Genomic DNA, 26442 nt, shown 5'->3' on the forward strand with positions numbered 1-26442 from the left:
GTAGCGGTGCCCCGACCCTAGGGTCAGGACCGTGTTCGCCGCTCTGATCGTCGTCGCCGCCCTGTGGGGAGCCGCCACGGGGCTGCTGGTGCCCCGGGCCGCGTACCGTCTCTCGGTCGAGCCGGGGGAGGCGTGGCGGATCGACTGTCCGGCCGGGCACCCCCTCACCGGCCCGGTGGGCGCCTGGCTCGGCCGCCCCGCCTGCGGCACCTGCACCACCACGGACACCCCACCCCCCGGGGCCCCCACCCGCACCACCCCCACCACCGCCCGCACCACCCCCACCCCCACCACCGCCCGCACCCCTACCCCCACCACCCCCGTCCCCCTCACGGCCCTCCTCTGTGCCGCCCTCGCCGCGGCCGCCGGCCCCCGTCCCGAGCTCGCCGTCTGGCTGCTGTACGCGCCGTTCGGCGTGCTCCTGGCGACCGTCGACGTCCGCGTGCACCGGCTCCCCGACGGGCTCACGCTCCCCCTCGCCTTCGTCACGCCGCTGCTCCTCGGCGGCGCCGCGCTCCTCCCGGACGACGCCGGATCCTGGCCCCACGCTCTGCTTGGCGCGCTTGCCCTGGGCGGCGGCTATCTCGTCCTGTTCCTGATCAACCCGAAGGGCATGGGCTTCGGCGACGTCAAGCTCGCGCTCTCGCTCGGCGCCGCTCTCGGCTGGTACGGCTGGGCCGTCCTCTTCGCCGGGGCGTTCGCCGGTTTCCTCCTCGGCGCGGTGTACGGGCTCGGTCTGCTCCTGCGCCGGCGCGGCGGCCGGGGGACCGCGATCCCGTTCGGCCCCTTCATGCTCGCCGGGGCCCTGCTCGGTCTCCTCCTCGGCGCGCTCTCCGCCACCCCCTGACCCTCGCGCCCTAGCATCCCGTCATATGCGGGCATCTACCGACAAAAACATTCAGGTGGTACCAGCGGTCCTGCGGCTGCCGCCGCGGGCGTCCGCCCTCCTCCCCCCGAACCCCTCCGCCCTCCTGCCCTGGGCGTGGGCCGCGGGACTCACGCTGCTCTACGCCACCGTCGCCGTGCGCCGGCACGTCCTGCTCCGTACGACCGGCTACGACCTCGGCATCTTCGAGCAGGCCGTCCGCGCCTACGCCGACCTCCGCACCCCCGTCGTCCCCCTGCGCGGCGAGGGCTTCAACCTCCTCGGCGACCACTTCCACCCCCTGCTCGCCGTCCTCGCCCCCCTCTACCGCCTCTGGCCCTCGCCCGTCTGTCTGCTGGTCGCCCAGTCCGCCCTGCTCGCCCTCGCCGTCGTCCCCCTCGCCCGCTGGGCCGTGCGCGCGCTCGGCCGCCGGTCCGCCCATGTCGTCGCCGCCGGCTACGGCCTGAGCTGGGGCATCGCCTCCGCCGCCGCCTTCGACTTCCACGAGATCGCCCTCGCCGTACCGCTGCTCGCGTTCTCCCTGGAGGCGCTCGGCCGACGGCGCTGGGGCGCCGCCGTCGCCTGGGCCGCGCCCCTGCTGCTCGTCAAGGAGGATCTGGGCCTCACCCTCGCCGCGATCGGCCTCTACATCGCCCTCAAGGGCCCGCGCCGGCTCGGCGCCCTGGTCGCCGTCGGCGGTCTGCTCGGCTCGCTGATCGAGATCAAGCTCCTGCTGCCCGCCGTCAACCCCGGCGGCGGCTACGCCCACGGCGACAACCTCTCCGACGGGTACGGCTCGCTGCTCTCCACCCTCGCCCACGCCCCGCTCGACGCGCTGCGCCCCGACATCAAGGCGATGACCCTCGTCCTGGTCTTCGCCCCGTCCGCGCTGCTCGCCCTGCGCTCGCCGCTCTCCCTGATCGCCGTCCCGACGCTCGCCTGGCGGATGGTCTCCGACAACGGCTTCCACTGGGGCACGGCCTTCCACTACAGCGCGATCCTCATGCCGGTCGTCTTCGCCGGACTGATCGACGCCCTCGCCGGGTGGCGGCGCGACGGCCACCCGCTCGCCGCCCGCCACGTCCGGGCCTCGCTCGCCACCGTGCTCGCCGTGACTGTGGTGATGCTCCCGTCCTTCCCGCTGGCGCAGCTCGCCCAACGGGCCACCTGGCGCACCACCCCGCACATCGAGGCCGCCCGCGCGCTCCTCGCGAGGATCCCGGACGGCGCGACCGTCGCCGCCTCGAACCGGCTGGTCCCGCAGCTCACCTCGCGGTGCACGGTCGTCGTCTTCCCGACCTTCCCGGTGGACAGCAAGCTCTACGCGTACGACCGGACGAGCTTCCCGGCGCCCACCGCCGAGTGGATCGTCCACGACGCGCAGGCGCCGGAGGCCTGGCCGTACAAGGTCGGGCACTGGCCGTACCCGATCGAGCGGCAGCTGGCGGAGCTGGCCGCGGCGCGGGAGAAGTACGGCTACCGGCTGGTGGCCGCCCGCGACGGCCTCACCCTGCTGCGCCGTACGACGGCCACCCCCGCGCCCGCCCCCGCCACCACCGTGCGCTGACCGCCCCCTCCACCGCCCTTCGCTGGCCGGGCCCCCGACGGGGGTCACGCGTGCGGGCCCACCGTCACGGTCCCCACGGTCAGTTCCGCCGTCCCCTCCAGAATCGCCGCCACCCGTTCGGCCTCGGCCTTGAGTTGCCGCGTCCGCGCCGCGTTCAGCCGGGTCGCGGGTGTCGGCGGGGTCAGCGGCTCGACCGTGATCGCGATCCGTCGCCCGGAGCGCCGCTGATGCCATACCCCCGCGACCGTTCCGTCGACGAGCAGCACCGGATAGTTCCCGGCCTGCCCGCGGGAGAGCGCCCGACCCCAGGCGGCGCCCGGGAAGAGCCGTTCGCGTGGCTGGGAGGCGATGGTGAAGGCGTCGAAATACGGCAGCAGCCGCACCCCCCGGGCCGGGCCGGCCGGGAACTCCGTGTCCCCGGCGACCACCCACGCCCTCGTGTCCTCGAAGGCGACCTCCTCGATCCGCCCCTCCCCGGCCAGCGTCGTGAAGAGCGTGCCGGCCCACCCGGCCGGGGCCGCCAGCCACTTCGCGAAGTGCTGCGGAGTCGCCGGCCCGTACGCGTACAGATACCGCTCGACCAGCGCGGCGAGCGCCCGCGTGCCCTCGTCGGGCCGCACGCCGGGGCTGGTGTACGTGACGTTCCGGCCTCGGTTCGGGCCGAAGCACAGGACCCCGCGGTGGGCGGCCGTGTGGGTCATCTGGCGCCAACGCGGCCACTTGTCCTGGAAGGCGTCCATCACCCGCTCGCCCGCCCACGGCCCGGTCCGCGCCACGATCGCGTCCGTCAGTTCGTCGACGGTCAGCTCCGCGCCCGCGAGGGCGTCCCCGATCGCCGCCACGACCTCGTCCGTCTGCGCCGTCGACATCCGCACGTCCGGGGGCAGCGGCTGGGGCCCGGCCGGGAGCGCGGAGAGCGCCCCCGTCCACAGCGGCAGGTCGGCGGCGGGCAGCAGATGGACCGTGCCGCGCGGTCCGTACGTCTTGACCAGCGAGCGGTCCTCCCACAGCGCCTCCCGCACGTCCGCGCGGGTCGCGTCGGCGGTCCGCAGCGCCACGGACAGCTCGGCGGCCGACAGGACCTGGGCGTGCGCGCCGAGCATGGCGGCGGTCGCGGCCGCGGGGGTGGGACCGGTCGGCCCGGCGAGGAACTGACGGCTCATCCGGCGGGTGGCGGCCTGGGCCCAGGTGACGGGGGAGGGGATCGAGGTCATGCGGCCGACGGTAGGCGCGAATGAGGTCAGGGGCTGTCCGCCTTGACCGAACGGGGGCGACGAATCCAGGAGTTGGCGCGGGCCGAGGGGAGAGGGGTACGACTGAGGAGTCGACGCGGCGACCGGCGTCGTGCCGCCCCTCCCCGTCCGCCGTCGCGTCAACCCCGCGCACGTCCCCGGGGGTCCCCCGTGGGAGGTACCGAAACCGCCGCCACGCCGGGGCGTAAACCCGCCACCGAGCCCTACGACCCGTGCCGCGCCTGGCCTCCGGCGGCTCCGGGCTCGTTCGCCGGCTCCCGGTGGCACCCATCACGACGGACGAAGGGTTATGGTGGAAACCCCCCCTCGGGCCGGTCCGTAACCCCCCCCCACGGACCGGCCCGTTTTTTCTCGGCCGTACGGCGAGGCCGGCACCCCGCCGCACCGGTTCACGAGAGCGGCGGCGACTCAGCCCCGTCCGGCCCAGATGTTCGTGCCGACGGTGTCCACCGCGAACGTGTCGATCTCCTCGAGCTCCTCCGCCGTCAGCGGCGGACCTGCCAGCGCGGCCACGTTCTCCTCCAGCTGTCCGACGCTGGACGCGCCGATCAGCGCCGAGGTCATCCGCTCGTCGCGCAGCACCCACGACAGCGCCAGCTGCGCCAGGGACTGGCCCCGGCGCTCCGCGATGTCCGCCAGGCCGCGCAGGCGCCGCAGCACCTCGTCGGAGAGCAGGCCCGGGTCGAGGGACTTGCCCTGAGTGGCCCGCGAACCCTCCGGCACGCCCTTCAGGTACTTGTTCGTGAGCAGGCCCTGCGCCAGCGGCACGAAGGAGATGCAGCCCATGCCGGCCGCCTCCAGCGTGTCGAGGAGACCGTCGTCCTCGGTCCAGCGGTTGATCATCGAGTACGACGGCTGGTGGATGAGGGCGGGAACGCCCATCTCCTTGAGGATCCCGGCGGCCTCGGCGGTCTGCTCGCTGGTGTACGACGACACGCCGACGTACAGCGCCTTGCCCTGCCGGACGGCGGAGGCCAGGGCCCCCATCGTCTCCTCCAGCGGGGTGTGCGGGTCGAAGCGGTGGGAGTAGAAGATGTCGACGTAGTCCAGGCCCATCCGCTTCAGGGAGGCGTCGAGCGACGACATCAGGTACTTGCGGGAGCCCCACTCGCCGTACGGGCCGGGGTGCATCAGATAGCCGGCCTTCGTCGAGACGATCAGCTCGTCGCGATAGGCCGCGAAGTCCTGGGCGAAGATCGTGCCGAAGTTCAGCTCGGCGGAGCCGGGCGGCGGTCCGTAGTTGTTCGCCAGGTCGAAATGGGTGACGCCGAGGTCGAAGGCGCGGCGCAAGATCGCCCGCTGCGAGTCGAGCGAGCGGTCGTCGCCGAAGTTGTGCCACAGGCCCAGCGAGACGGCCGGGAGCCTGAGGCCGCTGCGGCCGGTGCGGCGGTATTCCATGTGGTCGTAGCGGTCGGCCGAGGCGCGGTACAAGGGGGTGTCAGTCACGTATCTCTGCTTATCACGGACTTGTGACAGTCCCGGGCTGGGTGCCATTGACCCGTGCGCAGTAATGTGGCGGCTTCGGGGACCAACGCGGCATGGAGGGGTTAAGAACAGTGAACCTGCGCGACCTGGTGTACGGGCTCTACGCACGCCAGGTGGAAGGCCGCCTCGACCACGACCAGGTGCCCAAGCACATCGGTGTCATCCTCGACGGCAACCGTCGCTGGGCCAAGGCGTCCGGCGGGACTCCCGAGCAGGGGCACAAGGCAGGCGCGGACAAGATCCAGGAGCTGCTCGGCTGGTGTGCCGAGACCGACGTCGAGGTCGTGACGCTCTGGATGCTCTCCACCGACAACCTGAACCGGCCCGAGGAGCAGCTCGTCCCGCTGCTCGGCATCATCGAGAACGCCGTGCGCTCCCTCGCCGCCGACGGCCGCTGGCGGGTCCACCACGTGGGCACGCTGGACCTGCTGCCGGCCCGCACCCAGTCCGTACTGAAGGAAGCCGAGCAGTCCACCCGCGGCAACACGGGGATACTCGTGAACGTGGCCGTGGGCTACGGCGGCCGCCAGGAGATCGCCGACGCGGTCCGCTCCCTCCTCCTCGAACACGCGTCCAAGGGGACGAGCTTCGAGGAGCTCGCCGAGATCCTCGACGTCGAGCACATCTCCGAGCACCTCTACACGCGCGGCCAGCCCGACCCGGACCTGGTCATCCGCACGAGCGGCGAGCAGCGCCTGTCCGGTTTCATGCTGTGGCAGAGCGCCCACTCGGAGTACTACTTCTGCGAGGTCCACTGGCCGGCCTTCCGCAAGGTCGACTTCCTCCGGGCACTGCGCGACTACGCCGCCCGGCACCGGCGCTACGGCACCTGACACCCTCCCGTCACGGAACCGGCACCACCCCGGCGGGAGAGGTCATCCCGCGTTCATGAACGCGTCGTCATATGCCATGGCATGGCGTGGCTCGTTCGAGGGCATATCCCTTGCAGAGTGAGCGGCACGGAGACCGCCACCCGGGAGGCCCGTTGCACCAGGACGACCGTGCAGGACATGTACGGACGAAGCGGAGGGCCGGCGCTCGGCCCGCGTTTCGCGGCCACAGCCCGGTCCCATCCCGCAGCGACACAGGTTCCGTCGCGCCCCGACCTCACAGGGGTCGTCAAAGGGGGTCTGTCCTTCCGTGGTGACCAGCACTAAGCGCCGCTTGTCCGACAGGCGCACCTACGTTCTCGACACCAGCGTCCTGCTGGCCGACCCCAACGCCGTGTCCCGCTTCGACGAGCACGAGGTCGTGCTCCCGATCGTCGTGGTCACCGAGTTGGAGGCCAAGCGCCACCACCCCGAACTCGGCTACTTCGCCCGGGCGGCCCTGCGCCTCCTGGACGACTTCCGGGTCCGGTACGGGCGCCTGGACGCCCCGCTCCCCATCGGGGACCTGGGCGGCACGCTGCGTGTCGAACTCAACCATTCCGACCCCGGCGTGCTTCCGGCCGGCTACCGGCTGGGGGACAACGACACACGGATCCTGGCGGTCGCGCGCAATCTCCAGGCGGAGGGGTACGACGTCACGGTCGTCTCCAAGGACCTGCCGCTGCGCATCAAGGCGTCCTCGGTCGGCCTCCTCGCGGAGGAGTACCGCGCCGAGCTCGCCGTCACGGACTCCGGCTGGACCGGCATGTCCGAGCTGGCCCTCGCGGCCGATCAGGTGGACATCCTCTTCGACCAGGAGACCCTGTACGTCCCGGAGGCGGCCGAGCTTCCGGTCCACACGGGCCTGGTGCTGCAGTCCGAGCGGGGCAAGGCGCTCGGCCGGGTCACGCCCGACGGCAACGTCCGGCTGGTCCGCGGCGAGCGGGAGGTCTTCGGGATCAGGGGGCGCAGCGCCGAGCAGCGGATCGCGCTCGACCTGCTCCTCGACCCGGACGTCGGCATCATCTCCATGGGCGGCCGGGCCGGCACCGGCAAGTCCGCGCTGGCGCTCTGCGCGGGCCTGGAGGCGGTCCTGGAGCGCCGTCAGCACCAGAAGGTGATGGTCTTCCGTCCGCTGTACGCGGTCGGCGGACAGGAGCTCGGCTATCTGCCCGGCAGCGAGGCCGAGAAGATGAGCCCCTGGGCGCAGGCGGTCTTCGACACGCTCTCGGCCGTGGCGAGCCGTGAGGTCATCGAGGAGGTGCTCGGGCGCGGCATGCTGGAGGTCCTGCCGCTCACCCACATCCGGGGCCGCTCCCTCCACGACGCCTTCGTGATCGTCGACGAGGCCCAGTCCCTGGAGCGGAACGTCCTGTTGACCGTTCTGTCCCGGATCGGCGCGAATTCCCGGGTCGTGCTGACCCACGACGTGGCCCAGCGCGACAACCTCCGGGTCGGCCGGTACGACGGAGTCGTCGCCGTGGTCGAGAAGCTGAAGGGGCATCCGCTCTTCGCGCACGTCACGCTCACCCGCTCCGAGCGCTCGCAGATCGCCGCGCTCGTGACCGAAATGCTGGAGGACGGCCAGATCTGACCCTGTTCGTACCGCCCCGTAGGGATACGGGAGTTGGCGCCGCCCGGCAAAGCGCACGAGCTTAGCCGGGCGGCGCCGCGCTGTCCCCCGTATGGCCAAAACCCCTGGGGCGGAAGGGGTGTGAGCTTTCACACGCAACGAATAATTGCCTTGCGGCGTTGCCGTCCGGCAGAGTCTTGCTTCCGTCAGGCCCCGCATACGGCACACGTGCACCCTCAGGGGTGCGGCACCACACAACTCAACAACTGTTCGCCGTATGCCGCCCACAGCACCACGGGCCCGTGTCTTCAGTGACCCAGTAGTTCGGAGACCAGCGCCAGGGGCACGATTTCGCCCACGTGGTCACCTGTGCGGGCGATGCTGGAAGGAAACCGTGTGAGCCGGATCTCGGTCCGGGGATTCGCGGTGGCTTCGGCCACTGCGGTCACCACCGTCGGCGCCGTCGTCGGCGTTGCGTCGGGCAGCACCCAGCCCGCGGACGACAACTTCGAGGCCACCGCCGCCGACACCACGCTGCTCGCGGACATCCCCGCGGGCGAGCAGGCGCAGGTGCAGGTCTCCTCGCTCTCGCAGCAGGCCGACGCCCAGGCCGCCGCTGCCGACTCGGCCGCGAGGAAGTCCGCGGAGGAGACGGCCCGCTACCAGGCCGCCAAGGACGCGGAGGCGAAGAAGAAGGCCGCCGACAAGGCGGAGAAGGCGCGCAAGGAAGCCGAGGAGCGCGCCAACCGCTCCTCCGTGCGCGACGCGTCGAGCTTCGCCGCCCAGGGGTCGTACTCCATCTCCGACGTCAAGGCGATGGCCCGGCAGATGATCCCGGGCGACCAGTTCCAGTGCTTCAGCAACATCGTGGACCACGAGTCCGGCTGGAACTACCGCGCGGTCAACCCCTCCTCGGGTGCGTACGGTCTCGTCCAGGCCCTCCCGGGTTCAAAGATGTCGTCGGCCGGCGCCGACTGGCAGACCAACCCGGCCACCCAGATCAAGTGGGGCCTGAACTACATGAACAACCGCTACGACAGCCCCTGTGGCGCGTGGTCGTTCTGGCAGGCCAACCGCTGGTACTAGACCGGCGTCCCGACCTCGTGGAGCCCCTCACCGCCGTACGGTGAGGGGCTCCGTGCGTGTAGGTTCGGGGTTCGTCGGGCTCCCGGGGCGAGTGGGGGAGTGAGCGGGGGGAAGAGGGAAGGTCATGTCGAGACTGCCAGGATGGCTGGGCCGGCTGGGCGACAGCCTGAGCCGCATGGGTGAACGCCTTGACGAGCGCCGGGCGCGTGCGGAAGCCGACGACGACGACTTGGGCGAACGGCCGTACGGCCCCGGCGCTTCCGGCACCTCCCGCGTCCCGGGCGCGGCCGACACGTCCGGCGAACCCGGCTCCTCCGACGACCCCGGCGCTGCCGGCGGCGAAGACGACGGGCCGGAGGGCGAGGCCCCGACGGGCAAGGACACCGGTGGACGGGAGTCCGGCCGCGCCGGCTCCGGCCGGTGGCCGGGCCGCCGCGGGCCCGCCCCGGCGGCCGTCCCCGCGCCCCCCGCCTACGCCCCCGCCGTCGCCGCGCGGCCCGACCCCGTCGACGCCATTCCGTGGGGCATCCGGGTCGCCGCCGAGGCCGGCTGGCGGCTGCTCGTCCTCGCCGGGACCCTCTGGGTGCTGATGAAGGTGATCAGCTCCGTCAGGCTCGTCGTCCTCGCCTTCGTGGCCGCGCTCCTCATCACCGCCCTGCTCCAGCCCACCGTGGCCCGGCTGCGCAAGGCGGGACTGCCGCGCGGGCTGGCCACCGCCGTCACCGCCGTCTCCGGCTTCGTGATCATGGGCCTGGTCGGCTGGTTCGTGGTCTGGCAGGTCATGGACAACATCGACAACCTGTCCGACCGGGTCAGGGACGGCATCGAGGAGCTGAAGCGCTGGCTGCTCGACTCCCCGTTCCACGTGACCGAGCAGCAGATCAACGAGATCGCGAAGAACCTCAGCGACACCATCGGCGCCAACACCGAGCAGATCACCTCCGCCGGCCTCCAGGGCGTGACCGTGGTGGTCGAGGCGATGACCGGGATACTGCTCGCCATGTTCTCGACGCTCTTCCTCCTCTACGACGGGAAGAAGGTCTGGAACTGGACACTGCGGCTGGTGCCCGCCCAGGCCCGGCCCGGCGTCGCGGGCGCGGGTCCCCGCGCCTGGCGCACGCTGACCGCCTACGTCCGAGGCACGGTCCTCGTCGCCCTGATCGACGCGGTCTTCATCGGCCTCGGGCTGTACTTCCTCGACGTCCCGATGGCCGTGCCGCTCGCCGTCTTCATCTTCCTCTTCGCCTTCATCCCGCTCGTCGGCGCCGTCATCTCCGGAGCCCTCGCGGTCGTGGTCGCCCTCGTCACCAACGGCGTGTTCACCGCCCTGATGGTGCTGGTGGTCGTCCTCGCCGTGCAGCAGATCGAGGGCCACGTCCTGCAGCCCTTCATCCTGGGCCGGGCCGTGCGGGTCCACCCGCTCGGCGTCGTCCTCGCGGTCGCCGCCGGCGGCCTGACCGCGGGCATCGGCGGCGCGGTGGTGGCGGTCCCGCTGGTCGCCGTCACCAACACGGTGGTCGGCTACCTCCGCGCGTACACCACCGAAGTAGCCCTGCTCAGCACCCCCGAACCGCGCGGCGCGACCGCCCACGCGGTCGCCCCCACCCCCGCCCCCGGCGCACGAGACAGGGACGGCGAGTGATCTCCGAACCCGAACTGATGGGCGGGCCGGCCGCGCCGGCCCCCGAGCCGCTCCGCCTCGGACCGGGCCCCGTGCCGCCGAGCCCGCCCCGGCCGCGCCGGCCCTGGCAGTGGGCGCTCGGCGGCGCGCTGACCGCCTCGGCGGTGTGGGCCGGCGGCCTCGTCGTGTGGGACAGGGTCCAGGACGCGGGGCCCGACCTCGGGGGCTACCGCACGGTCGAGTCCCTCTGCGAGAAGGTCGAGCTCAAGGCGCTCTCGGCGGAGCTGGGCAAGCGGGCGGTGGATCCCGCGGCGAACGAGCCGACGGCGCGTCACCCCGCCCTCGACAGGGCGCGATGCTCGGTCACGCTGGGGTCGCCCGACAGCGGCTACACCGTCGACGTGCGGTACGACCTGCACAAGAAGACCGACCCGGGGCCGGAGTTCGTGCCCGATCTCGGCGACATGGCGAAGCAGGCCGAGCCCGTCGAGGGGCTCGGGGAAGCGGCGTACGTCTCGACCGACGCGGATTCCTCCGGTCCCTGGATCGCCGTCCTCGACGGTCAGGCGCAGCTGGACATCTGGGTCAGCAGGCAGCAGACCTGGGACGTCGAGAAGGGCGAGGCGGTCGAGGGCGCAGGGAAGTCCGACCTGTCGGGTGTCGAGACCCTGCTCGTCCAGGACATGAGAGCGCTGATGGCCGCCCTCAAGGCGTGAACGCCCGGGCCCCGGCAGCGGGACGCGACGCCCGGCCGCTCGGCGGGGAAAACGGCCGGGAGAGCGACGGCGAAACGTCGGAAGGGCCCCGGGGCGATGTGCCCCGGGGCCCTTCCGACGTACGTACGGAGGGTGACGGCCTTACTCGGCCAGCACCGCTTCCGCCTCCAGCGTCACGCCGACCGCCTGGATCACCGAAGCGATCTTGACGGCCTCCTGGATCGTCTCGCGGTCGACACCGGCCTTGCGCAGGACCTGCTCGTGCGAGTCCAGGCACTGGCCGCAGCCGTTGATCGCGGACACGGCCAGCGACCAGAGCTCGAAGTCGACCTTCTCGACGCCCGGGTTGCCGATGACGTTCATCCGCAGACCGGCGCGCAGCGTCCCGTACTCGGGGTCCGACAGCAGGTGACGGGTCCGGTAGAAGACGTTGTTCATCGCCATGATCGCGGCGGCGGACTTGGCGGCCTGGTACGCCTCGGGCTTGAGGTTGGCCTTGGCCTCCGGCTCCAGCTCGGTCAGCACCTTCGGCGAGCGCGAGGCGATCGCGCAGGCCAGGACGGTGCCCCAGAGCTGCTGCTGCGGCAGCTCGCTGTTGCCGATCACCGAACCGAGGTTCAGCTTCAGGTCCTTGGCGAAGTCCGGTATGGCGGACTTGAGTTCGTCGAGAGCCATGTCAGTTCAGCCGTCCTTACTCGCCGGAGAGGAGCGCGACCGGGTCAAGGGTGGTCTCGCCCTTGGTCCAGTTGCAGGGGCACAGCTCGTCGGTCTGCAGGGCGTCGAGGACCCGCAGGACCTCCTTGGGGTTACGGCCGACGGAGCCGGCGGTCACCATCGTGAACTGGATCTCGTTGTTCTGGTCCACGATGAAGACGGCGCGCTGCGCGAAGCCGTCCTCGCCCTCGACGCCGCAGTCGCGCATCAGCTCGTGCTTGGAGTCGGCGAGCATCGGGAAGGGCAGGTCACGCAGGTCGTCGTGGTCCTTGCGCCAGGCGTGGTGCACGAACTCGGAGTCACCGGAGACGCCGAGGATCTGGGCGTCGCGGTCGGCGAACTCCTCGTTCAGCTTGCCGAACGCGGCGATCTCGGTGGGGCAGACGAAGGTGAAGTCCTTCGGCCAGAAGAACACCACACGCCACTTGCCCTCGTAGGTCTTGTGGTCGATCTGAGCGAACTCCTTGCCGCTCTCCAGCGACACGCAGGCGGTCAGGTCGTAGGTGGGGAACTGGTCACCGACAGTGAGCACGCGCTCTCCTCGTAGAGGGTGTGGAAGTCCCTTTTGAGGTCTTCCGTGGGGGTTGGACGATCTACAGCATGGCACGCAGTGCATTGATCAGTGAAATAGCTAGACTGCGGCGTGTTGATTGAAGGTGGTTATCAGTGGGATTCCCGTACAACCCTTACCGAGGCAAGCAGCCCAGCCTTTCGCAGCTCAGGGCGTTCTCGGCGGTCGCCGAGCATCTGCACTTCCGCGATGCGGCGGCCGCCATCGGCATGAGCCAGCCCGCGCTTTCGGGCGCGGTTTCGGCTCTCGAAGAGGCACTCGGTGTCCAGCTCCTCGAGCGTACGACGCGGAAGGTGCTGCTCTCGCCCGCCGGGGAGCGCCTCGCCGTCCGCGCCCGGGCCGTCCTGGACGCCGTGGCGGAGCTGATGGAGGAGGCGGAGGCGGCGCAGGCGCCCTTCACCGGGGTGCTGCGGCTCGGCGTGATCCCGACGGTCGCGCCGTACCTCCTGCCCACCGTCCTGCGCCTGGTCCACGAGCGCTATCCCGAACTCGACCTCCAGGTGCACGAGGAGCAGACGTCCTCGCTCCTGGAGGGCCTGGCCGCCGGGCGGCTGGACCTGCTGCTGCTCGCCGTGCCGCTCGGCGTGCCCGGTGTCACCGAACTCCCGCTCTTCGACGAGGACTTCGTGCTGGTCACCCCCCAGGGGCACCCCCTGGCCGGCCGGGACGACATCCCGCGCGAAGCCCTCAAGGAGCTGAACCTGCTGCTCCTCGACGAAGGCCACTGCCTGCGCGACCAGGCCCTCGACATCTGCCGCGAGGCCGGCCGTACGGAGGGGGCCCCGGTGACCACCACGGCGGCCGGGCTCTCCACCCTGGTCCAGCTGGTGGCGGGCGGCCTCGGCGTGACCCTGCTCCCGCGCACCGCCGTCAAGGTCGAGACCGCCCGCGACACCGCCCTGCTCACCGGGCGCTTCACCGACCCGGCGCCCTCGCGACGGGTCGCCCTCGCGATGCGCGCCGGGGCCGCTCGGCACGAGGAGTTCGAGGAGCTGGCCCGCTCGCTGCGGGGCGCGATGCGGCGGCTCCCGGTGCGGGTGGTGGGCGACAGCGCCTGAACCGGCCCCGCGCCCCGCCCGGCGACAGCGCCTGAAACCGGCCCGGGCGCCCCGCCCCTCTCGTACTCCTTCCGCCGCCCGCGCGGCTATTCGGTCCGCAGGCCGTCGGCGCGCATCAGGCGCCACAGCGGCGGCAGGCTCAGCAGGGTCACACCCAGGACGATCGCCGCGCCGACGCCGGTCACCGGCAGGAAGACCCACCAGTCCTCGACCCGCTTGCCGATCATGTTCAGGAGCGCGACGCCGAGCCCCAGGCCGCCCACGACGGCGAGCGCCAGGCCCAGCCCGATCGGGACCGCGGTCTGCCACAGGACCGACCAGGCCAGCGTCGACCGCCGGGTGCCGAAGGCGACCAGCGAGGACAGCAGCCGCTTGCGGTCCCGTAGCTGCTCCAGCGTCGTGACCAGCAGCGAGGCGGCGACCAGCATCATCGTCGCGGTGGCGCCGGCGAGGATCCCGGTGCGGACGCTGCTGTACTGCGCGTCCCGTTCGGTGTTCTGCAGGGTGCGGACCCAGGCCAGGGGGTCGATCGCCGCCGCCGTGTTCCGCACGTGCTCGGCGGCGTCCGCGGCCTTCGGGTCGACGCGCACCATCGCCGTCGCCCGCGCCTCGTCGAGACGGGCCGCATCGATCGCCGACGGGGTGGCGAAGATCCCGAACCGAAGGTCCCCGACCGGGTCGGGCCGTGCGTCGACCGTGCGGGCCGAGTCCGGGATCCGCCAGGTCGGCATGGGCCCGCCCCGGTGCTCCAGCGGGTCCCGCAGGGCGACCACGGCGCCCGCCCTGGCCGTCTCCTGGACCCAGTCGTCCGGTGCGCCGCCCTCCCGGCCGTGGGCGAGGGCGACGAAGACGTCGCCGTCCGCGCACCAAGGGAGCCGCGCCAGCTCCTTGAGGGAGGGACAGTCGGCGACCACCAGCGAGGTGATCGGACCGAAGTCCTCGCCCTTCCGCAGCGGTCCGGGCCGCCAGGCGTGCGACTCGATCGTGCCGACGACACCCGCGACGCCCTCGGTCCGCGAGAACCTCTCGATCATCTCGCGGGCCTCGCCTCCGTCCCTCGCGTCGATCGTCGACTGCATCTGCGCCCGCGCGGTGTCCATGCCGGTCGGCCTCATGAAGTCGCTCTGCATCGCGTGGAACATCATCTGGAGCGCGATCGCCCCGGCCGCGGCGACGACGATGCCGCTGACCGCCCGGGCGGCCGTACCGCTGCTCAGCTGGAGCCTGCGGGTCGCCAGCTGCCAGGCGACCGGACCGCCGCGCAGCCGTCCGACGCACGCCTCCACCAGCCAGGGCAGCAGGGTGGTGAGACCGATCAGGGCGAGGGTGGCGCCCACCGCCACCCCGGAGGTGTCGATCGCGGTGTCCCGCAGGTCGATGTCGCCGGCCATCGGGATCAGCAGCGCGGTCCCGGCCGCGACGAGCGCCAGCCGCCACCAGAGCCGGCGGGGCCGGGGCGTGGCGGTGCGGACGACCCCCAGCGGTTCGATCGCGACCCCGCGCAGCGCGAAGAGCGTGACCACGACCGCCGAGACCGGCACCACGGTGAGGACGAGGGCGGCGAGCGGGGCCAGCGGCACCACGTCGGAGGGGAAGGCGTTGACGTCCCACACCCGCACCAGGCCGGCGAGCCGCCGGCCCAGGGCGAAGAAGACGCCGCCGACCGCCAGCCCGAGGAGGGCGCCCGCCAGGGATTCGCCGGCCGCGATCCGCCGGACCATGGCCGTGTCCGCGCCGACCAGCCGCAGCGCGGCCAGCCGCCGGTCGCGCTGCTCGCCGCCGAAGCGGACGGCGGTCGCGATGAAGACGAGGACCGGCAGGAGCAGCACGACGCAGGCGATGACGACGAGCAGGAGCAGGAAGGCGTTCAGCGGTTCCTCCGGCACGGACCAGCCGTAGGCGCGGCCCCGGCCGTCGAAGGCGTCCGCGGAGAGGGTCGCGTCACCGGCGACGTACCGCAGCTCGGCCGGGCCGATGAGCCCGGCGTCCCCGATCGTCCCGGCGATCCGGTAAGGCAGCCGTTCCCGGAGCAGCTCGCCCGAGGGGGAGCCGAGCAGACTCCCGAGCGCGGGGGAGACCCACATCTCGCCCGGCGCGGGGATCTTCGGCATCCCGGGCGGGGCGGGGGCGCGGGCGCCTTCGGGGCGCAGCACGAGGCCGGTGACGGCCTCGCCGCGGTAGACGGTGGCCGGGTCGGCGTAGAGGAACGAGTCGGCGGTGGGGCTCTTCACCTCCGTGCTCGCGTCGACGCTGCGCTGCGACTCGCGCACCTCGCGGGCGAACGACATGTGCGGGACAGCGGCGGCGACGAGCAGCATGGCCACGCCGAGGCCGACGCCGACGGCCGTCAGCGCCGTACGGATCCAGCCGCGGCGGCCTCCGGTGACCGCGAAGCGCGCGCCCAGGGCGAGGTCGCGGGACCAGGTGCGGAGCCTCATACCGCCCACTCCGTGTCGCGCACCGAGCCGTCACGGACGACGACCTCGCGGTCCGAGTAGGCGGCGACGCGGGCCTCGTGGGTGACGAGGACGACGGCGGCGCCGGTGTCCCGGGCGGCGTCGGTGAGCAGGTGCATCACGCGCTCGCCGTTGAGGGAGTCGAGCGCGCCGGTCGGTTCGTCGGCGAAGAGCACCCGGGGCGCGGTGACGAGCGAGCGGGCGACCGCGACCCGCTGGCCCTGTCCGCCGGATATCTCGCCGGGCCGCTTGCCGGCGACGTCGTCGACCTCCAGACGGTCCAGCCACTCCCGCGCCCGCGCCTCGGCGGCCTTGCGCCGCTCGCCGCCCAGGCGCAGCGGCAGGGCGACGTTCTCGACGCAGGTCAGCTCCGGCACCAGCTGGCCGAACTGGAAGACGAAGCCGAAGTCGGTGCGGCGCAGGGCGCTGCGCGCGCCGTCCGAGAGGGCGGTGAGGTCGCGTCCGTCGTAGGTGATGGTGCCGGCGTCGGGCCGGACGATTCCGGCCAGGCAGTGCAGGAGCGTGGACTTGCCCGATCCGGAGGGGCCCATCACGGCGACGACCTCTCCGGCCCGGACGGCGAAGTCCGCGCCGGAGAGCGCGGGGGTGGGTCCGTACGCCTTGACGAGGCCGCTCGCGCGGAGGAGGGGAGGGCGGGGCGCGCCGGTCATCGGCGGATCTCCTCGGCGAGGCGGTCCAGGCGGGCGGCGGTCAGCTCCAGCCAGCGCAGGTCGGCCTCCAGGTGGAACAGCGCGTGGTCGCAGATCAGCTGGTCGGCGAGGTCGCCGTCCTTCTTCCTGCGGGTGAGGTCGCGCATCAGCCGCAGGTGCTCGGCCCGCTGCACGTCCAGCAGCTCGGCCGCCCCGCGCCCGGTCAGCAGGGCCAGGACGACCTTGGTGTAGAGGGTGGACTGGAGGTACGGCTCGGGCTTCTCGGGCTGGGCCAGCCACCGTTCGACATCGGTGATGCCGGCCTCGGTGATGGCGTACCGCTTCCGCTCGGGGCCGCCGCCCGCCTCCGTCCCGTCCACCACGACCAGGCCGTTCTTCAGCAGCCGGGACATGGTCGAGTAGACCTGCCCGTAGTGGAGGGGCCGGTCGTGGCCGAATCGCTCGTCGAAGGCGCGCTTGAGGTCGTAGCCGTGGCGCGGTCCGGACTCCAGGAGCCCGAGAAGGGTGTGACCGATGGACATGGCCGCACTCTACACCCGGTGTATACGCGCGATGTATACGCCTGTTCGGGCAGCCTGTGACCGGTATCGCACAACCATCGCCGCCCCGGACGCGTCGGTTCCCGTGGAGACAGGTGCTGATTGTCACGTCCGGAAAGACCGGATCGATCGCCCTTTGTCTGCATGAGCGGTGTTAGCTTGCTGAGCTGATTCGGCGCGGGCACCGAGCCGGACGGCGGACACCGAGCCGGAACGACGACGAGCGGAGCGACGAGGCACATGGGCCGAGCGGACAAGGGCCAGGGAGGAAAAGGCGGGCGGATACGCCGCCTCTTCACCTGGAGGAAACTCCTGGGCACGTTCTTCGTCGGCTGCCTCCTCGTCATGGGGGCCTTCTACGCCGTCTATCTGCTGGTCCCGGTGCCCACCGCCAACGCCCAGGCGACCATGCAGAGCAACGTCTACAAGTACGCCAACGGCAAGGTCCTCGCCCGCACCGGCGAGATCAACCGCGAGATCGTCGGCCTGGAGAAGATCCCCGAGGGCGTCCAGAAGACCTTCGTCGCCGCCGAGAACAAGACCTTCTACAAGGACCACGGCGTCGACATCAAGGGCACCGCGCGCGGTGCGCTGAACACCATCACCGGCAAGGGCAAGCAGGGTGGCTCGACCATCACCCAGCAGTACGTCAAGAACTACTACCTGGACCAGGACCAGACGGTCACCCGCAAGCTCAAGGAGATGGTGATCGCCCTCAAGGTCGACCAGCGCTCCTCGAAGAGCGAGATCCTCGCCGGGTACATGAACACCAGCTACTACGGACGCAGCGCCTACGGCATCCAGGCCGCCGCCCAGTCCTACTACGGTGTCGACGCCTCCAAGCTGACGGTCGCCCAGGGCGCCTACCTCGCCTCCCTGCTCCAGGCCCCGAACCAGTACGACTGGACCTCCGCAAGCCCCACCGGCCGCAAGCTCGTCGAGGAGCGCTGGAACTACACCCTCGACAACATGGTCGAGGAAGGCTGGCTGCCGCAGAGCGAGCGGGCCGGCCTGACGTTCCCCGTCCCGCAGAAGCCCAAGCCCGCCCCCGGCATGAGCGGCCAGACCGGCTACCTCGTCGAGGCCGCCAACCAGGAGCTGATGCGCCAGGGCATCAGCGAGGGCGACATCAGGGCCGGCGGCTGGACGATCACCCTCAACATCGACGAGAAGAAGCAGAAGTCGCTGATCAAGGCGGTCGAGCGGCAGCTGGAGGACAAGCTCGACCGCGAGGGCGACAAGAAGGACGCCACCGTCCAGGCCGGCGCCACCTCGGTCGACCCGAAGACCGGCAAGGTCCTCGCCCTCTACGGCGGCGTCGGCGCCACCGAACACTGGCTGTCCAACGCCACCCGGCGCGACTACCAGCCCGCCTCCACCTTCAAGCCGATCGTGCTCGCCTCCGCCCTGGAGAACGGCGCCGAGACCCAGGACGGCCGGAAGATCGGCCTCGGCACCGTCTACGACGGCACCAGCAAGCGCCCGGTCGAGGGCAGCGACGTCGCCTTCCGGCCGGAGAACGAGGACAACAGGAGCTACGGCCCCGTCACCGTCCAGAAGGCGACCAACAGCTCGATCAACTCGGTGTACGCCCAGATGATCGTCGACGTCGGCCCGGGCAACGTGAAGAAGACCGCGCTCGACCTCGGCCTGCGCGACGGCGCCGACTTCGGCGAGAGCCCCGCGATGTCGCTCGGCACCATGGGCGCCTCCACCTGGGACATGGCCGCCGCCTACGCGACCCTGGACAACCACGGTGTGAAGGTCACCCCGACCATCGTGAAGTCCGCCGAGCACAAGGACCGTACGGCCGAACCGGTCAAGGGGATCGGCGAGCGGGTCCTCAGCCGCGAGGCCGCCGACACCGTCACCAAGGCGATGACCGGCGTCGTCTCCAGCGGCTCCGGCTTCCGCGCCGCCGGCGACTACGCGGCGGCCGGCAAGACCGGCACCTCGGAGAACAACCGCTCCGCCTGGTTCGTCGGCTACACCCCCGAACTGGTCACCGCCGTCGGCCTCTTCGGCGAGGACCCCAAGGGCAACCAGGTCACCCTGACCGACACGATCAACGCCGGCCGCGCCAACGGCGGCCGCACCCCGGCCCAGATCTGGGGCGCCTACACCACCAGCGCGCTCGGCGGCGGCTCGGACGCCCGCTTCGACCTGGAGACCGGCGACTCGGGCGTCGTCGATCCGGAGCCGACGCCGTCCCGGACCGAGGAGTCCCCGTCGTCGAGCCCGCCGCCCACCTCCGACACCCCGGACCCGACGCCGCCGCCGAAGCCGACCGGCTCGACGCCGCCGCAGCCCACCCGGACGATCACCATCCCGCCGCCGCCGAAGCCGAAGCCGACACCGACGGAGACGACGGACCCGACGATCGAACCCCCGGTCAACGGCGGCGACGAGGGCGCACGTTCCTTCCCGTGACCGGGTGAGTTGGTGACCTGGTGACCCGGGCCCGGGCGCCCGTGCGCCGGACCCGGGCCCGGGCGCCCGTGAGCCGGAGCCGTATTCGGTGAGCCGGGTCCGTGCCCGGCGACCGCCCGGCTCCCGCGAGTATGACGATGGCCGGGCCCTTCAAGGGCCCGGCCATCGTCATACTCGGTGCTCGCGCCCTACGTCCGCGTGGACAGCTCGAACCACACGACCTTGCCGCCCGACAGCCGGGTCGCCCCCCACCGCCGCGCCAGCCGGTTCACCAGGAAGAGCCCCCGGCCCCCCTCGTCGGTGTCCCGCGCCCGCCGCTGCCGGGGCAGCTGCGGCGAGTCGTCGCCGACCTCGCAGCGCAGCACATCGGTCCGCAGCAGGCGCAGCGTCACCGGCCGCTCCGCGTACCGCACCGCGTTCGTCACAACCTCGCTGATCAGCAACTCGACCGAGTCCGACAGCTCCTCCAGACCCCAGCGGGTCAGCGCCCGCCGCGCGAGCCGCCTGGCCCGCCCCGGAGCCGCGTCCTCCGGCTCTAGGAACCAGTACGCCACGTCACTGGGCGCGATCCCGTCGAACCGGGCCGCCAGCAGCGCGATGTCGTCGTCCCGGTCACCCGGGCCGAGCATGTCGAGGACGTCGTCGCAGAGCGCCTCCAGTGGAGGCGAATGGTCCGGGCCGGTCAACTGCGCCGTCGCCGCCAGCCGCTCCCGCAACTGCTCGATCCCGGTCCACACGTCCCGCAGCCGCGACTCCACCAGACCGTCCGTGTACAGCAGCAGGGTCGCGCCCGCCGGAGCGTCCAGCTCCACCGCCTCGAAGTCCACCCCGCCCACGCCGATCGGGGCGCCCGGCGGCACGCGGAGCACCTCCGCCCGGCCGCCGAGGTGCAGCAGTATCGGCGGCGGATGACCCGCGTTCGCGATCGTGATCCGGTGCGAGACCGGGTCGTACACCGCGTACAGGCAGGTCGCCATCCGGTCCTGCCCCAGCCGCTGCGCCTGCTCGTCGAGGTGGTGCAGCACCTCCTGCGGCGGCAGGTCGAGACCGGCCAGCGTCTGCGCGGTGGTCCGCAGCTGGCCCATGATCGCGGCGGACGTCATGGAGTGGCCCATCACGTCGCCGACGACCAGCGCCACCCGGCTGCCCGGCAGCGGAATCGCGTCGTACCAGTCACCGCCCACCCGGGCCGTCTCGGCCGCCGGGAGATAGCGGGAGGCGAGCTTCACACCGGTCGGCTGCGGCAGCGAGTCCGGCAGCATCGTGCGCTGCAGCTCGTCCGCGATGTACGCCTCACGGCCGTACAGCACCGCCTTGTCGATGCCGAGCGCCGTGTGCGTCGCCAACTGGGCCGCGACCAGCAGGTCGTTCGGCTCGAAGCCGGGACGCTCGGGGCGGCGCAGGAAGACCGCGGCGCCGATGACCCGGCGCCGGCCGCGCAGCGGCGCGAGGATCGCCCGGTGCCCGCCCGGCACCGGATGGTCGGAGCCGAGCAGTTCGGGCAGCGCGGCCCGCGCGGCCGCCGAGTCGCCGAAGACCGGCCGGACCCCGCGCAGCACCTCGGCGAGGGCTCCGCCGGAGCGGACCTCGCAGAGCTCGGCCGCCGGCGTCGGATCCGGATCGGGGACGAGGACGAGCTCCTCGCCCTCCAGGTCCGTTAAGCGCAGCCGGTCGGTGCGGCGCAGCCGCAGCACGAACGGCGCCACCGGCCGCTCGTCGCCCACCGGCAGCGGATCGCGCAGATAGACCAGGATCACGTCGGAGAAGGTCGGCACGGTGGCCCGGCACAGGCCGAGCACGATCTCGTCCAGGTCTATGCCGCGGGCGATCCGCCGGGTCGCCGCGCCCACGAACCGCAGCCGGTCACCCTCCCGCCGCGAGGCGGCGGCGTCCTGCGCCACCCCGCCGCCGGGCGCGGGCACCGCGACGGCCGCGGCCGTCGTGGCGGCCGGGGCCGCCTCCTGCCGGGGGCGGGTGCGCTCCTGCGACCGGGCAGCCAGCGGCTGGCGGCCTTCGTGGGAGGTGGGATGCTCCGTCACGCGTGGGGTTCCGTCCGTCCGGGCCGGTGGTGCGATGCACTCGCTCTTCTCGCCGATGCCGCTCCTTCACCGGGGATAAACCCCTGGCGGGCGCCGGATCCGAAGACCCCGCGGGCGGCGACGGCGGCAGGGGTCGGAACACCCGGGCACACGTCCGGCACGGCTCTCCCCCTCTTGGATGACTTACGGTCAGGTCCTGCGCTGTGCTCAGTGGTTGACACGGCGTTCGGTTGATCACGGTCTTGCGGAGGACGATCCTACGTTTGCACCCCGGGGGCGCATCAAGGGTCTCATGGTGCGGTGTGCGCCGGAGTGCGATCCCAGTCCGACGGAAGCTCGGGAACGCCCCAGTGCGGATCCGGACGCCAGTCCTCCCAGCCGTCCGAGAACGGCGCGCCCCACGACCGGATCACCTCTACGGCGGCCCGGCCGGCCTCCCGCACCCGCGCGGCCTGCGGCGCGTCCATCAGACCGGCCCGCTGGGCCTGCGCGAACTCGTCCTCGTCCCGCCACATCCAGCTACGGTCGGGGTAGACGGAGATGTCGAGGAAGTGGTCCTCGGAGTCGATGCCGCCGTCCCAGCGGGTCCGCGGCTCCTCCAGGTTCACGTACCAGCTGCGGAAGCGCCAGCCGCGGTCCCAGAACAGCCACACCGACCAGGGGTCCCCGGGTCTCGCGAGCTTCAGCACGCCCGTGCCGAACCAGCGCGAGCGGGTGGTGGTGCGCGGCGCGGTGTAGCGGGTGGCCAGCGGCTCCTCGTGTACGGGAGTCCCGTCGGCGATCACGGGCTTGACGCACTCGGTGTTCGGCGCCATCCAGACGGCGAGCAGCTCGGAGGTGTCCTGGACGACGGTCACCGGCCGGCAGATGTGCACAGCGCCGGAGCCGTTGCCGCGGTAGCGCCAGAGGATGTGCTCCCCCGGCGCCCAGTGCTGGGGGCCGCCCGATCCTGTCATGCGCAGATCTTAGGGGCGTGCCCCCCGCACCGCTGCGGCACAGGTCACGGATGAGTCAGATACGTCCGAGCCGGTTTCGGGCGCCCACGGGCGCCTACGGACGTGTCATGCGCAGCACGTCCAGGGCCTCGTCCAACTGCTCCACGGTCAGGTCGCCGCGCTCGACGTACCCGGCCTCCAGGACGACCTCGCGGATCGTCTTCCGCTCCGCCAGGGACTTCTTGGCGACCTTGGCGGCCTCCTCGTAGCCGATGTACTTGTTCAGCGGCGTGACGACGGACGGGGACGACTCGGCGTACTCCCTGGCCCGCTCCACGTTGGCGGTGATGCCGTCCACCGTACGGTCCGCCAGCAGGCGGGCCGCGTTGGCGAGGAGCCGGACGGACTCCAGGAGGTTCTTCGCGATCACCGGCAGCATCACGTTGAGCTCGAAGTTCCCGGCCGCGCCCGCCACCGCCACCGTGGTGTCGTTTCCGGTCACCTGCGCGGCGACCATCAGGACCGCCTCGGGAATGACCGGATTCACCTTGCCCGGCATGATCGAGGAGCCCGGCTGGAGATCGGGCAGATTGATCTCGGCCAGGCCGGTGCGCGGTCCCGACGCCATCCAGCGCAGATCGTTGGAGATCTTCGTCAGGGAGACGGCGATGGTCCTGAGCTGCCCGGACGTCTCCACCAGACCGTCCCGGGCGCCCTGCGCCTCGAAGTGGTCACGGGCCTCGGTCAGGGGCAGACCGGTCGCGCGCGCGACCTCGGCGATGACGGCGGCCGAGAAGCCGGGTGGCGTGTTGATGCCGGTGCCCACCGCCGTACCGCCGAGGGGCAGTTCGGCGAGCCGGGGGAGAGCGGACTCCAGCCGTTCGATCCCGTACCTGACCTGGGCCGCGTACCCCCCGAACTCCTGGCCCAGGGTCACCGGAGTGGCGTCCATCAGATGCGTACGGCCGGACTTCACCACCTCCGAGAATTCGGCCGATTTCCGCTCCAGGGAGTCGGCCAGACGGGCCAGGGCCGGGATCAGATCACGGGTGACGGCGGCCGTCGCGGCGATGTGGATCGAGGACGGGAAGACGTCGTTGGACGACTGGGAGGCGTTCACATGGTCGTTGGGGTGGACGCCCCGGCCTTCCGGGAGGCGTTCACCGGCCAGGGTGGCCAGCACCTCGTTGGTGTTCATGTTGGACGAGGTGCCCGAGCCGGTCTGGAAGACGTCGACCGGGAAGTGCTCGTCCCAGCGCCCCTCGGCGACCTCGGCGGCGGCCTCCTCGATGGCGCCCGCGATGTCCTCGTCGATCACGCCGAGTTCGGCGTTGACCTTGGCGGCGGCCGCCTTGATGCGGGCGAGGGCCTCGATGTGGGTGCGTTCGAGGCGCTGCCCGGAGACCGGGAAGTTCTCCACCGCGCGCTGGGTCTGGGCGCGCCACTTGGCGTGGGTGGGGACCCGCACCTCGCCCATGGAGTCGTGCTCGATCCGGAACTCCCGGTTGTCACTCGTGTCACTCATGGTTCGCAACCTCCTGTAAAAGTTGAGCAGTTGTCTTGTTCCGCCTATTCCCAAGGCGCGTACCGACCAGTAGAAACCGTGGGTAACCCCACCTCCAGGAGGCGCGATGAGGCGCACCAGGCGCAGACTCCGCTGGACGATCGCGGCCACGGCCGCTGCCGTGACGGCCCTCGGAACCATGGCAGCCGCGGCACCCGCCGGCGCGGCCGACACGACCGACGGCACGACCGGCGCCACCGACCGCGTCACCCGCAGCGCATCCGTACCGCTCCCGCCCGAACTGGAAGCCGTCCGCGCCGCCGAGGCGACCAGGATCTACGGCGACCCCGCCGAGCGCCCGTTCGCCGAACGCAAGACCGGGCTGATCTCCCTCGGCGACAGCGAGATCTCCGGAGAGGGCGTCGGCAGCTACGAACCGCCGACCAACGGCCCCACCAACTGGTGCCACCGCTCGCCCGACGCCGCCATCCACCGCACCGGAATCCCCGCGGACCTCACCTTCAACGTGTCCTGCTCCGGCGCCTACAGCGGCAACATCAGGATCGGCGGCTCGAAGCAGTACGCCGACGAACTCGTCCAGAGCGACAACCTCGCCGTCAAGGCCCGCAACACCCGCCTCAAGATGGTGCTCCTGGTCGCCGGCGCCAACGACGACCTCCAGTTCGGCCCGGTGATGACGGACTGCGTCACGCGCTACCTCACCCTCCAGGGCGCCTGCGAACCGAAGTACGCCCCCGGCTGGCAGGCCCGCGTCGACGCGCTCGTCCCCAAGGTCGAGCAGACCGTACGCGACCTGCGGACCGTCATGCGCGACGCCGGCTACGCCGACGGCGACTACCGGCTCGTCGTCATGGGCTACCCCAGCCCCATCGGCCCCGACTTCCGCGACAACCCGAACTTCCCCGGCAAGCTCGCCTGCGGCGGCCTCGGCTACGACTCCGACACCGTCTGGGGCCGCAACACCGCCGTCCCCGCCTTCGAACGCGGCATGCGCAGGGCCGCCGCGAACACCGGAGCCACCTACCTCGACAACTCCCGCCTCTTCCAGGGCCACGAGGTCTGCATGGAGGACCCCTGGGCCCGGGGCCTCTACATCGACCTCTCCAAGCCCGGCACCCCGGACGAGAACTCCGTCCGGCAGTCCTTCCACCCCAACGCCCGCGGTCACGCCGCCTTCGCCTCCTGCCTCACCCAGCTGTACGCCACCGGCCTGCGCGAAGCCGGCTGCGCGGACGTGAACTCCACGGGCAGACCGCTCCTCGTCCCGTACGCCTGGGACGACGCGTACAAGCCGCTGCGGAACGCCGCCACCGGCGACTGCGCCGACGTCCACGCCTCCGCCAGCGCCAACGGCACCGCCGTGCTCGGCTGGGACTGCCACGGCGGCCGCAACCAGGGCTGGTGGTACGACCCCGCCCGCTCCACCTTCCACACGGAGCTGACCCAGGACCGCTGCCTGGACGTACCGGGCGCGCGGTACCAGGCCGGCACGGCGGTGGTCCTCTGGAACTGCTCGGGCGCGGCGAACCAGAGGTTCGTACGCGACGGGGCCACGGTCCGGCCGGCGGCCGCGACGGGGCTCTGCCTGACCCAGGCGGCGGCGAAGGAGCCGCTGCGGCTGCAGAACTGCTCCGGCTCGGTGAACCAGCGGTTCGTGTAGGTCGAACGGGGCGCGCGCGAGGCGACGGCGCGCAGTCCCGTGCGCCGAGGCCCCCGTCCGGTGCGGGACGGGGGCCTCGGCGGGCGCTCGGTCAGAGGGCCTTGACGCTCGAACGGGCCAGCTCGTACGCGGGGAGCATCTCGCGGTGCTCCTCGCTGTCGAGCCCGCCGAGGTGCACGATGACCGTGCCCTTCGGGGTGGAGACCGCGAAGGCGCTCTCCTCCTTGGACTCCTCCATGATCTTGTTGTAGACGGTGTACGTGACCTCGACGACCGGGAGCGCGCCCGCCTTGGTCTCCTCGTACGCGACCTTGGAGCTGTTCTTCTCCGCCTTCACGAACCCTTCGAGCGCCGTACGGGCCGAGTCCCCCGGGGCCGTCCAGACGCGCAGATAGCCGATGTTCCCGGCGGGCTTTGCGTCGATCTCGCAGACCATCGTCGCGGGCCCCTGCTTGCCGAGGGCGGCGGACAGCTCGTCGCCGGCGTCGACGGTGACGGCCTTGGGCTTCCAGTCCGCGGCGAGACCGAAGGAGACCGGCAGCACGCACGCGGTACCGGGCTCGCCGAGCGACGCGGCGGCCTTAGCCCCGGCGGCGGCCGGCGCGTCCTTGGCGGCCTCGGGCGAGGCCGTCGACGCCTTCTCGGTCCCGCATCCGGCCAGCACGCCGACGGAGGCGACGGCGAGGAGGGCGGGAGCCAGGGCGGCTCGCACCCGTATGTGATGTCTCATGGGCGCCAGCCTAATGAGGGTCGATCAGGGACGGGGGAGGCAGGGCGGCCGACCACCCGCCGCCCCACCGGAAACCCCG

21 protein-coding genes are annotated in these 26442 nt (G+C 72.1%); 10 read left to right on the top strand and 11 right to left on the bottom strand.

Features of this window, described 5'->3' with window-relative positions:
* Window positions 1-31 precede the first annotated feature (31 nt).
* Window positions 32-847, top strand: a complete 816-nt coding sequence (locus ACZ6RC_RS08780; RefSeq protein WP_469580185.1) for a prepilin peptidase — start codon at window positions 32-34, stop codon at window positions 845-847.
* 25 nt (window positions 848-872) lie between these two features.
* A complete protein-coding gene (locus ACZ6RC_RS08785; protein WP_469580188.1) occupies window positions 873-2432 on the top strand; it encodes a DUF2079 domain-containing protein in 1560 nt (519 codons plus the stop codon).
* Between the two features lie 44 nt (window positions 2433-2476).
* On the opposite strand, the gene ACZ6RC_RS08790 is transcribed toward ACZ6RC_RS08785, so the two are convergent.
* On the bottom strand, window positions 2477-3646 hold the full coding sequence (locus ACZ6RC_RS08790) for a winged helix DNA-binding domain-containing protein (RefSeq protein ID WP_469580191.1): 1170 nt from the start codon (window positions 3644-3646) through the stop codon (window positions 2477-2479).
* A 447-nt stretch (window positions 3647-4093) separates the two neighbouring features.
* Window positions 4094-5131: an L-glyceraldehyde 3-phosphate reductase gene (gene mgrA / locus ACZ6RC_RS08795; RefSeq protein WP_453613365.1), complete on the bottom strand. Its 1038-nt coding sequence runs from the start codon at window positions 5129-5131 to the stop codon at window positions 4094-4096.
* A gap of 110 nt (window positions 5132-5241) precedes the next feature.
* Between mgrA and ACZ6RC_RS08800 the strand changes: the two genes are divergently transcribed.
* The 5 genes from ACZ6RC_RS08800 (at window position 5242) to ACZ6RC_RS08820 (ending at window position 11035) form a co-directional block, all read left to right on the top strand.
* A complete protein-coding gene (locus ACZ6RC_RS08800) occupies window positions 5242-6003 on the top strand; it encodes an isoprenyl transferase (RefSeq protein WP_469580195.1) in 762 nt (253 codons plus the stop codon).
* Window positions 6004-6310: 307 nt separating this feature from the next.
* Entirely contained in the window at window positions 6311-7633 is a 1323-nt protein-coding gene (locus ACZ6RC_RS08805; RefSeq protein WP_391139448.1) for a PhoH family protein, read from the top strand.
* Between the two features lie 375 nt (window positions 7634-8008).
* Window positions 8009-8698: an aggregation-promoting factor C-terminal-like domain-containing protein gene (locus tag ACZ6RC_RS08810; protein WP_391139447.1), complete on the top strand. Its 690-nt coding sequence runs from the start codon at window positions 8009-8011 to the stop codon at window positions 8696-8698.
* A gap of 124 nt (window positions 8699-8822) precedes the next feature.
* A complete protein-coding gene (locus ACZ6RC_RS08815) occupies window positions 8823-10340 on the top strand; it encodes an AI-2E family transporter (protein ID WP_469580198.1) in 1518 nt (505 codons plus the stop codon).
* Window positions 10337-11035: a hypothetical protein gene (locus ACZ6RC_RS08820; protein ID WP_469580202.1), complete on the top strand. Its 699-nt coding sequence runs from the start codon at window positions 10337-10339 to the stop codon at window positions 11033-11035. Before ACZ6RC_RS08815 ends, ACZ6RC_RS08820 begins: the two co-directional genes overlap by 4 nt.
* A gap of 141 nt (window positions 11036-11176) precedes the next feature.
* Here ACZ6RC_RS08820 and ACZ6RC_RS08825 read toward each other — a convergent pair whose 3' ends face one another.
* Window positions 11177-11710, bottom strand: coding sequence for an alkyl hydroperoxide reductase (locus ACZ6RC_RS08825; RefSeq protein WP_365714361.1), 534 nt, complete (start codon window positions 11708-11710; stop codon window positions 11177-11179).
* 16 nt (window positions 11711-11726) lie between these two features.
* Window positions 11727-12281 carry a peroxiredoxin gene (locus ACZ6RC_RS08830; protein ID WP_365714362.1) on the bottom strand — a complete coding sequence of 185 codons (555 nt, stop codon included), beginning with the start codon at window positions 12279-12281 and terminating at the stop codon, window positions 11727-11729.
* A gap of 134 nt (window positions 12282-12415) precedes the next feature.
* Between ACZ6RC_RS08830 and ACZ6RC_RS08835 the strand changes: the two genes are divergently transcribed.
* Window positions 12416-13378: a hydrogen peroxide-inducible genes activator gene (locus tag ACZ6RC_RS08835; protein WP_469580206.1), complete on the top strand. Its 963-nt coding sequence runs from the start codon at window positions 12416-12418 to the stop codon at window positions 13376-13378.
* A gap of 86 nt (window positions 13379-13464) precedes the next feature.
* Here ACZ6RC_RS08835 and ACZ6RC_RS08840 read toward each other — a convergent pair whose 3' ends face one another.
* Genes ACZ6RC_RS08840 through ACZ6RC_RS08850 form a run of 3 tightly spaced genes read right to left on the bottom strand, consistent with a single transcriptional unit; the run spans window position 13465 to window position 17026 of the window.
* Window positions 13465-15816, bottom strand: a complete 2352-nt coding sequence (locus tag ACZ6RC_RS08840; RefSeq protein ID WP_469580208.1) for an FtsX-like permease family protein — start codon at window positions 15814-15816, stop codon at window positions 13465-13467.
* The gene (locus tag ACZ6RC_RS08845) at window positions 15813-16505 is read right to left on the bottom strand and encodes an ABC transporter ATP-binding protein (protein WP_469580212.1); all 693 of its coding nucleotides are present in this window, start codon (window positions 16503-16505) and stop codon (window positions 15813-15815) included. Before ACZ6RC_RS08845 ends, ACZ6RC_RS08840 begins: the two co-directional genes overlap by 4 nt.
* Window positions 16502-17026 carry a PadR family transcriptional regulator gene (locus ACZ6RC_RS08850; protein ID WP_391139441.1) on the bottom strand — a complete coding sequence of 175 codons (525 nt, stop codon included), beginning with the start codon at window positions 17024-17026 and terminating at the stop codon, window positions 16502-16504. Before ACZ6RC_RS08850 ends, ACZ6RC_RS08845 begins: the two co-directional genes overlap by 4 nt.
* 258 nt (window positions 17027-17284) lie before the next feature.
* Here ACZ6RC_RS08850 and ACZ6RC_RS08855 point away from each other — a divergent pair, with 258 nt between their 5' ends.
* The gene (locus ACZ6RC_RS08855; RefSeq protein WP_469580216.1) at window positions 17285-19474 is read left to right on the top strand and encodes a transglycosylase domain-containing protein; all 2190 of its coding nucleotides are present in this window, start codon (window positions 17285-17287) and stop codon (window positions 19472-19474) included.
* 188 nt (window positions 19475-19662) lie between these two features.
* On the opposite strand, the gene ACZ6RC_RS08860 is transcribed toward ACZ6RC_RS08855, so the two are convergent.
* The 3 genes from ACZ6RC_RS08860 to ACZ6RC_RS08870 form a co-directional block, all read right to left on the bottom strand.
* Window positions 19663-21513 (bottom strand): SpoIIE family protein phosphatase, encoded by a 1851-nt coding sequence (locus tag ACZ6RC_RS08860; protein ID WP_391139439.1) that lies wholly within the window; start codon window positions 21511-21513, stop codon window positions 19663-19665.
* A gap of 290 nt (window positions 21514-21803) precedes the next feature.
* On the bottom strand, window positions 21804-22469 hold the full coding sequence (gene fomD, locus ACZ6RC_RS08865; RefSeq protein WP_453613383.1) for a cytidylyl-2-hydroxypropylphosphonate hydrolase: 666 nt from the start codon (window positions 22467-22469) through the stop codon (window positions 21804-21806).
* A 94-nt stretch (window positions 22470-22563) separates the two neighbouring features.
* Complete coding sequence (locus ACZ6RC_RS08870) at window positions 22564-23973, bottom strand: class II fumarate hydratase (protein ID WP_469580222.1); 1410 nt, start codon at window positions 23971-23973, stop codon at window positions 22564-22566.
* A gap of 106 nt (window positions 23974-24079) precedes the next feature.
* On the opposite strand from ACZ6RC_RS08870, the gene ACZ6RC_RS08875 reads away from it, so the two are divergent.
* Window positions 24080-25633 (top strand): ricin-type beta-trefoil lectin domain protein, encoded by a 1554-nt coding sequence (locus ACZ6RC_RS08875; RefSeq protein ID WP_469580225.1) that lies wholly within the window; start codon window positions 24080-24082, stop codon window positions 25631-25633.
* 91 nt (window positions 25634-25724) lie between these two features.
* Here the strand turns inward: ACZ6RC_RS08875 and ACZ6RC_RS08880 are convergent, their stop codons facing one another.
* A complete protein-coding gene (locus tag ACZ6RC_RS08880) occupies window positions 25725-26363 on the bottom strand; it encodes a lipoprotein (protein WP_391139435.1) in 639 nt (212 codons plus the stop codon).
* Window positions 26364-26442 lie beyond the last annotated feature (79 nt).

Source organism: Streptomyces sp. NPDC048353 (assembly GCF_055587165.1).

Excerpts from the sequence above, each read along its gene's own strand:
- ACZ6RC_RS08855 (WP_469580216.1), top strand. The coding sequence starts at position 17,285 with ATGGGCCGAGCGGACAAGGGCCAGGGAGGAAAAGGCGGGCGGATACGC.
- ACZ6RC_RS08840 (WP_469580208.1), bottom strand. The coding sequence starts at position 15,816 with ATGAGGCTCCGCACCTGGTCCCGCGACCTCGCCCTGGGCGCGCGCTTC.
- ACZ6RC_RS08785 (WP_469580188.1), top strand. The coding sequence starts at position 873 with ATGCGGGCATCTACCGACAAAAACATTCAGGTGGTACCAGCGGTCCTG.
- ACZ6RC_RS08845 (WP_469580212.1), bottom strand. The coding sequence starts at position 16,505 with ATGACCGGCGCGCCCCGCCCTCCCCTCCTCCGCGCGAGCGGCCTCGTC.
- ACZ6RC_RS08790 (WP_469580191.1), bottom strand. The coding sequence starts at position 3,646 with ATGACCTCGATCCCCTCCCCCGTCACCTGGGCCCAGGCCGCCACCCGC.
- ACZ6RC_RS08850 (WP_391139441.1), bottom strand. The coding sequence starts at position 17,026 with ATGTCCATCGGTCACACCCTTCTCGGGCTCCTGGAGTCCGGACCGCGC.
- ACZ6RC_RS08875 (WP_469580225.1), top strand. The coding sequence starts at position 24,080 with ATGAGGCGCACCAGGCGCAGACTCCGCTGGACGATCGCGGCCACGGCC.
- ACZ6RC_RS08815 (WP_469580198.1), top strand. The coding sequence starts at position 8,823 with ATGTCGAGACTGCCAGGATGGCTGGGCCGGCTGGGCGACAGCCTGAGC.
- ACZ6RC_RS08880 (WP_391139435.1), bottom strand. The coding sequence starts at position 26,363 with ATGAGACATCACATACGGGTGCGAGCCGCCCTGGCTCCCGCCCTCCTC.
- fomD (WP_453613383.1), bottom strand. The coding sequence starts at position 22,469 with ATGACAGGATCGGGCGGCCCCCAGCACTGGGCGCCGGGGGAGCACATC.
- ACZ6RC_RS08825 (WP_365714361.1), bottom strand. The coding sequence starts at position 11,710 with ATGGCTCTCGACGAACTCAAGTCCGCCATACCGGACTTCGCCAAGGAC.
- ACZ6RC_RS08870 (WP_469580222.1), bottom strand. The coding sequence starts at position 23,973 with ATGAGTGACACGAGTGACAACCGGGAGTTCCGGATCGAGCACGACTCC.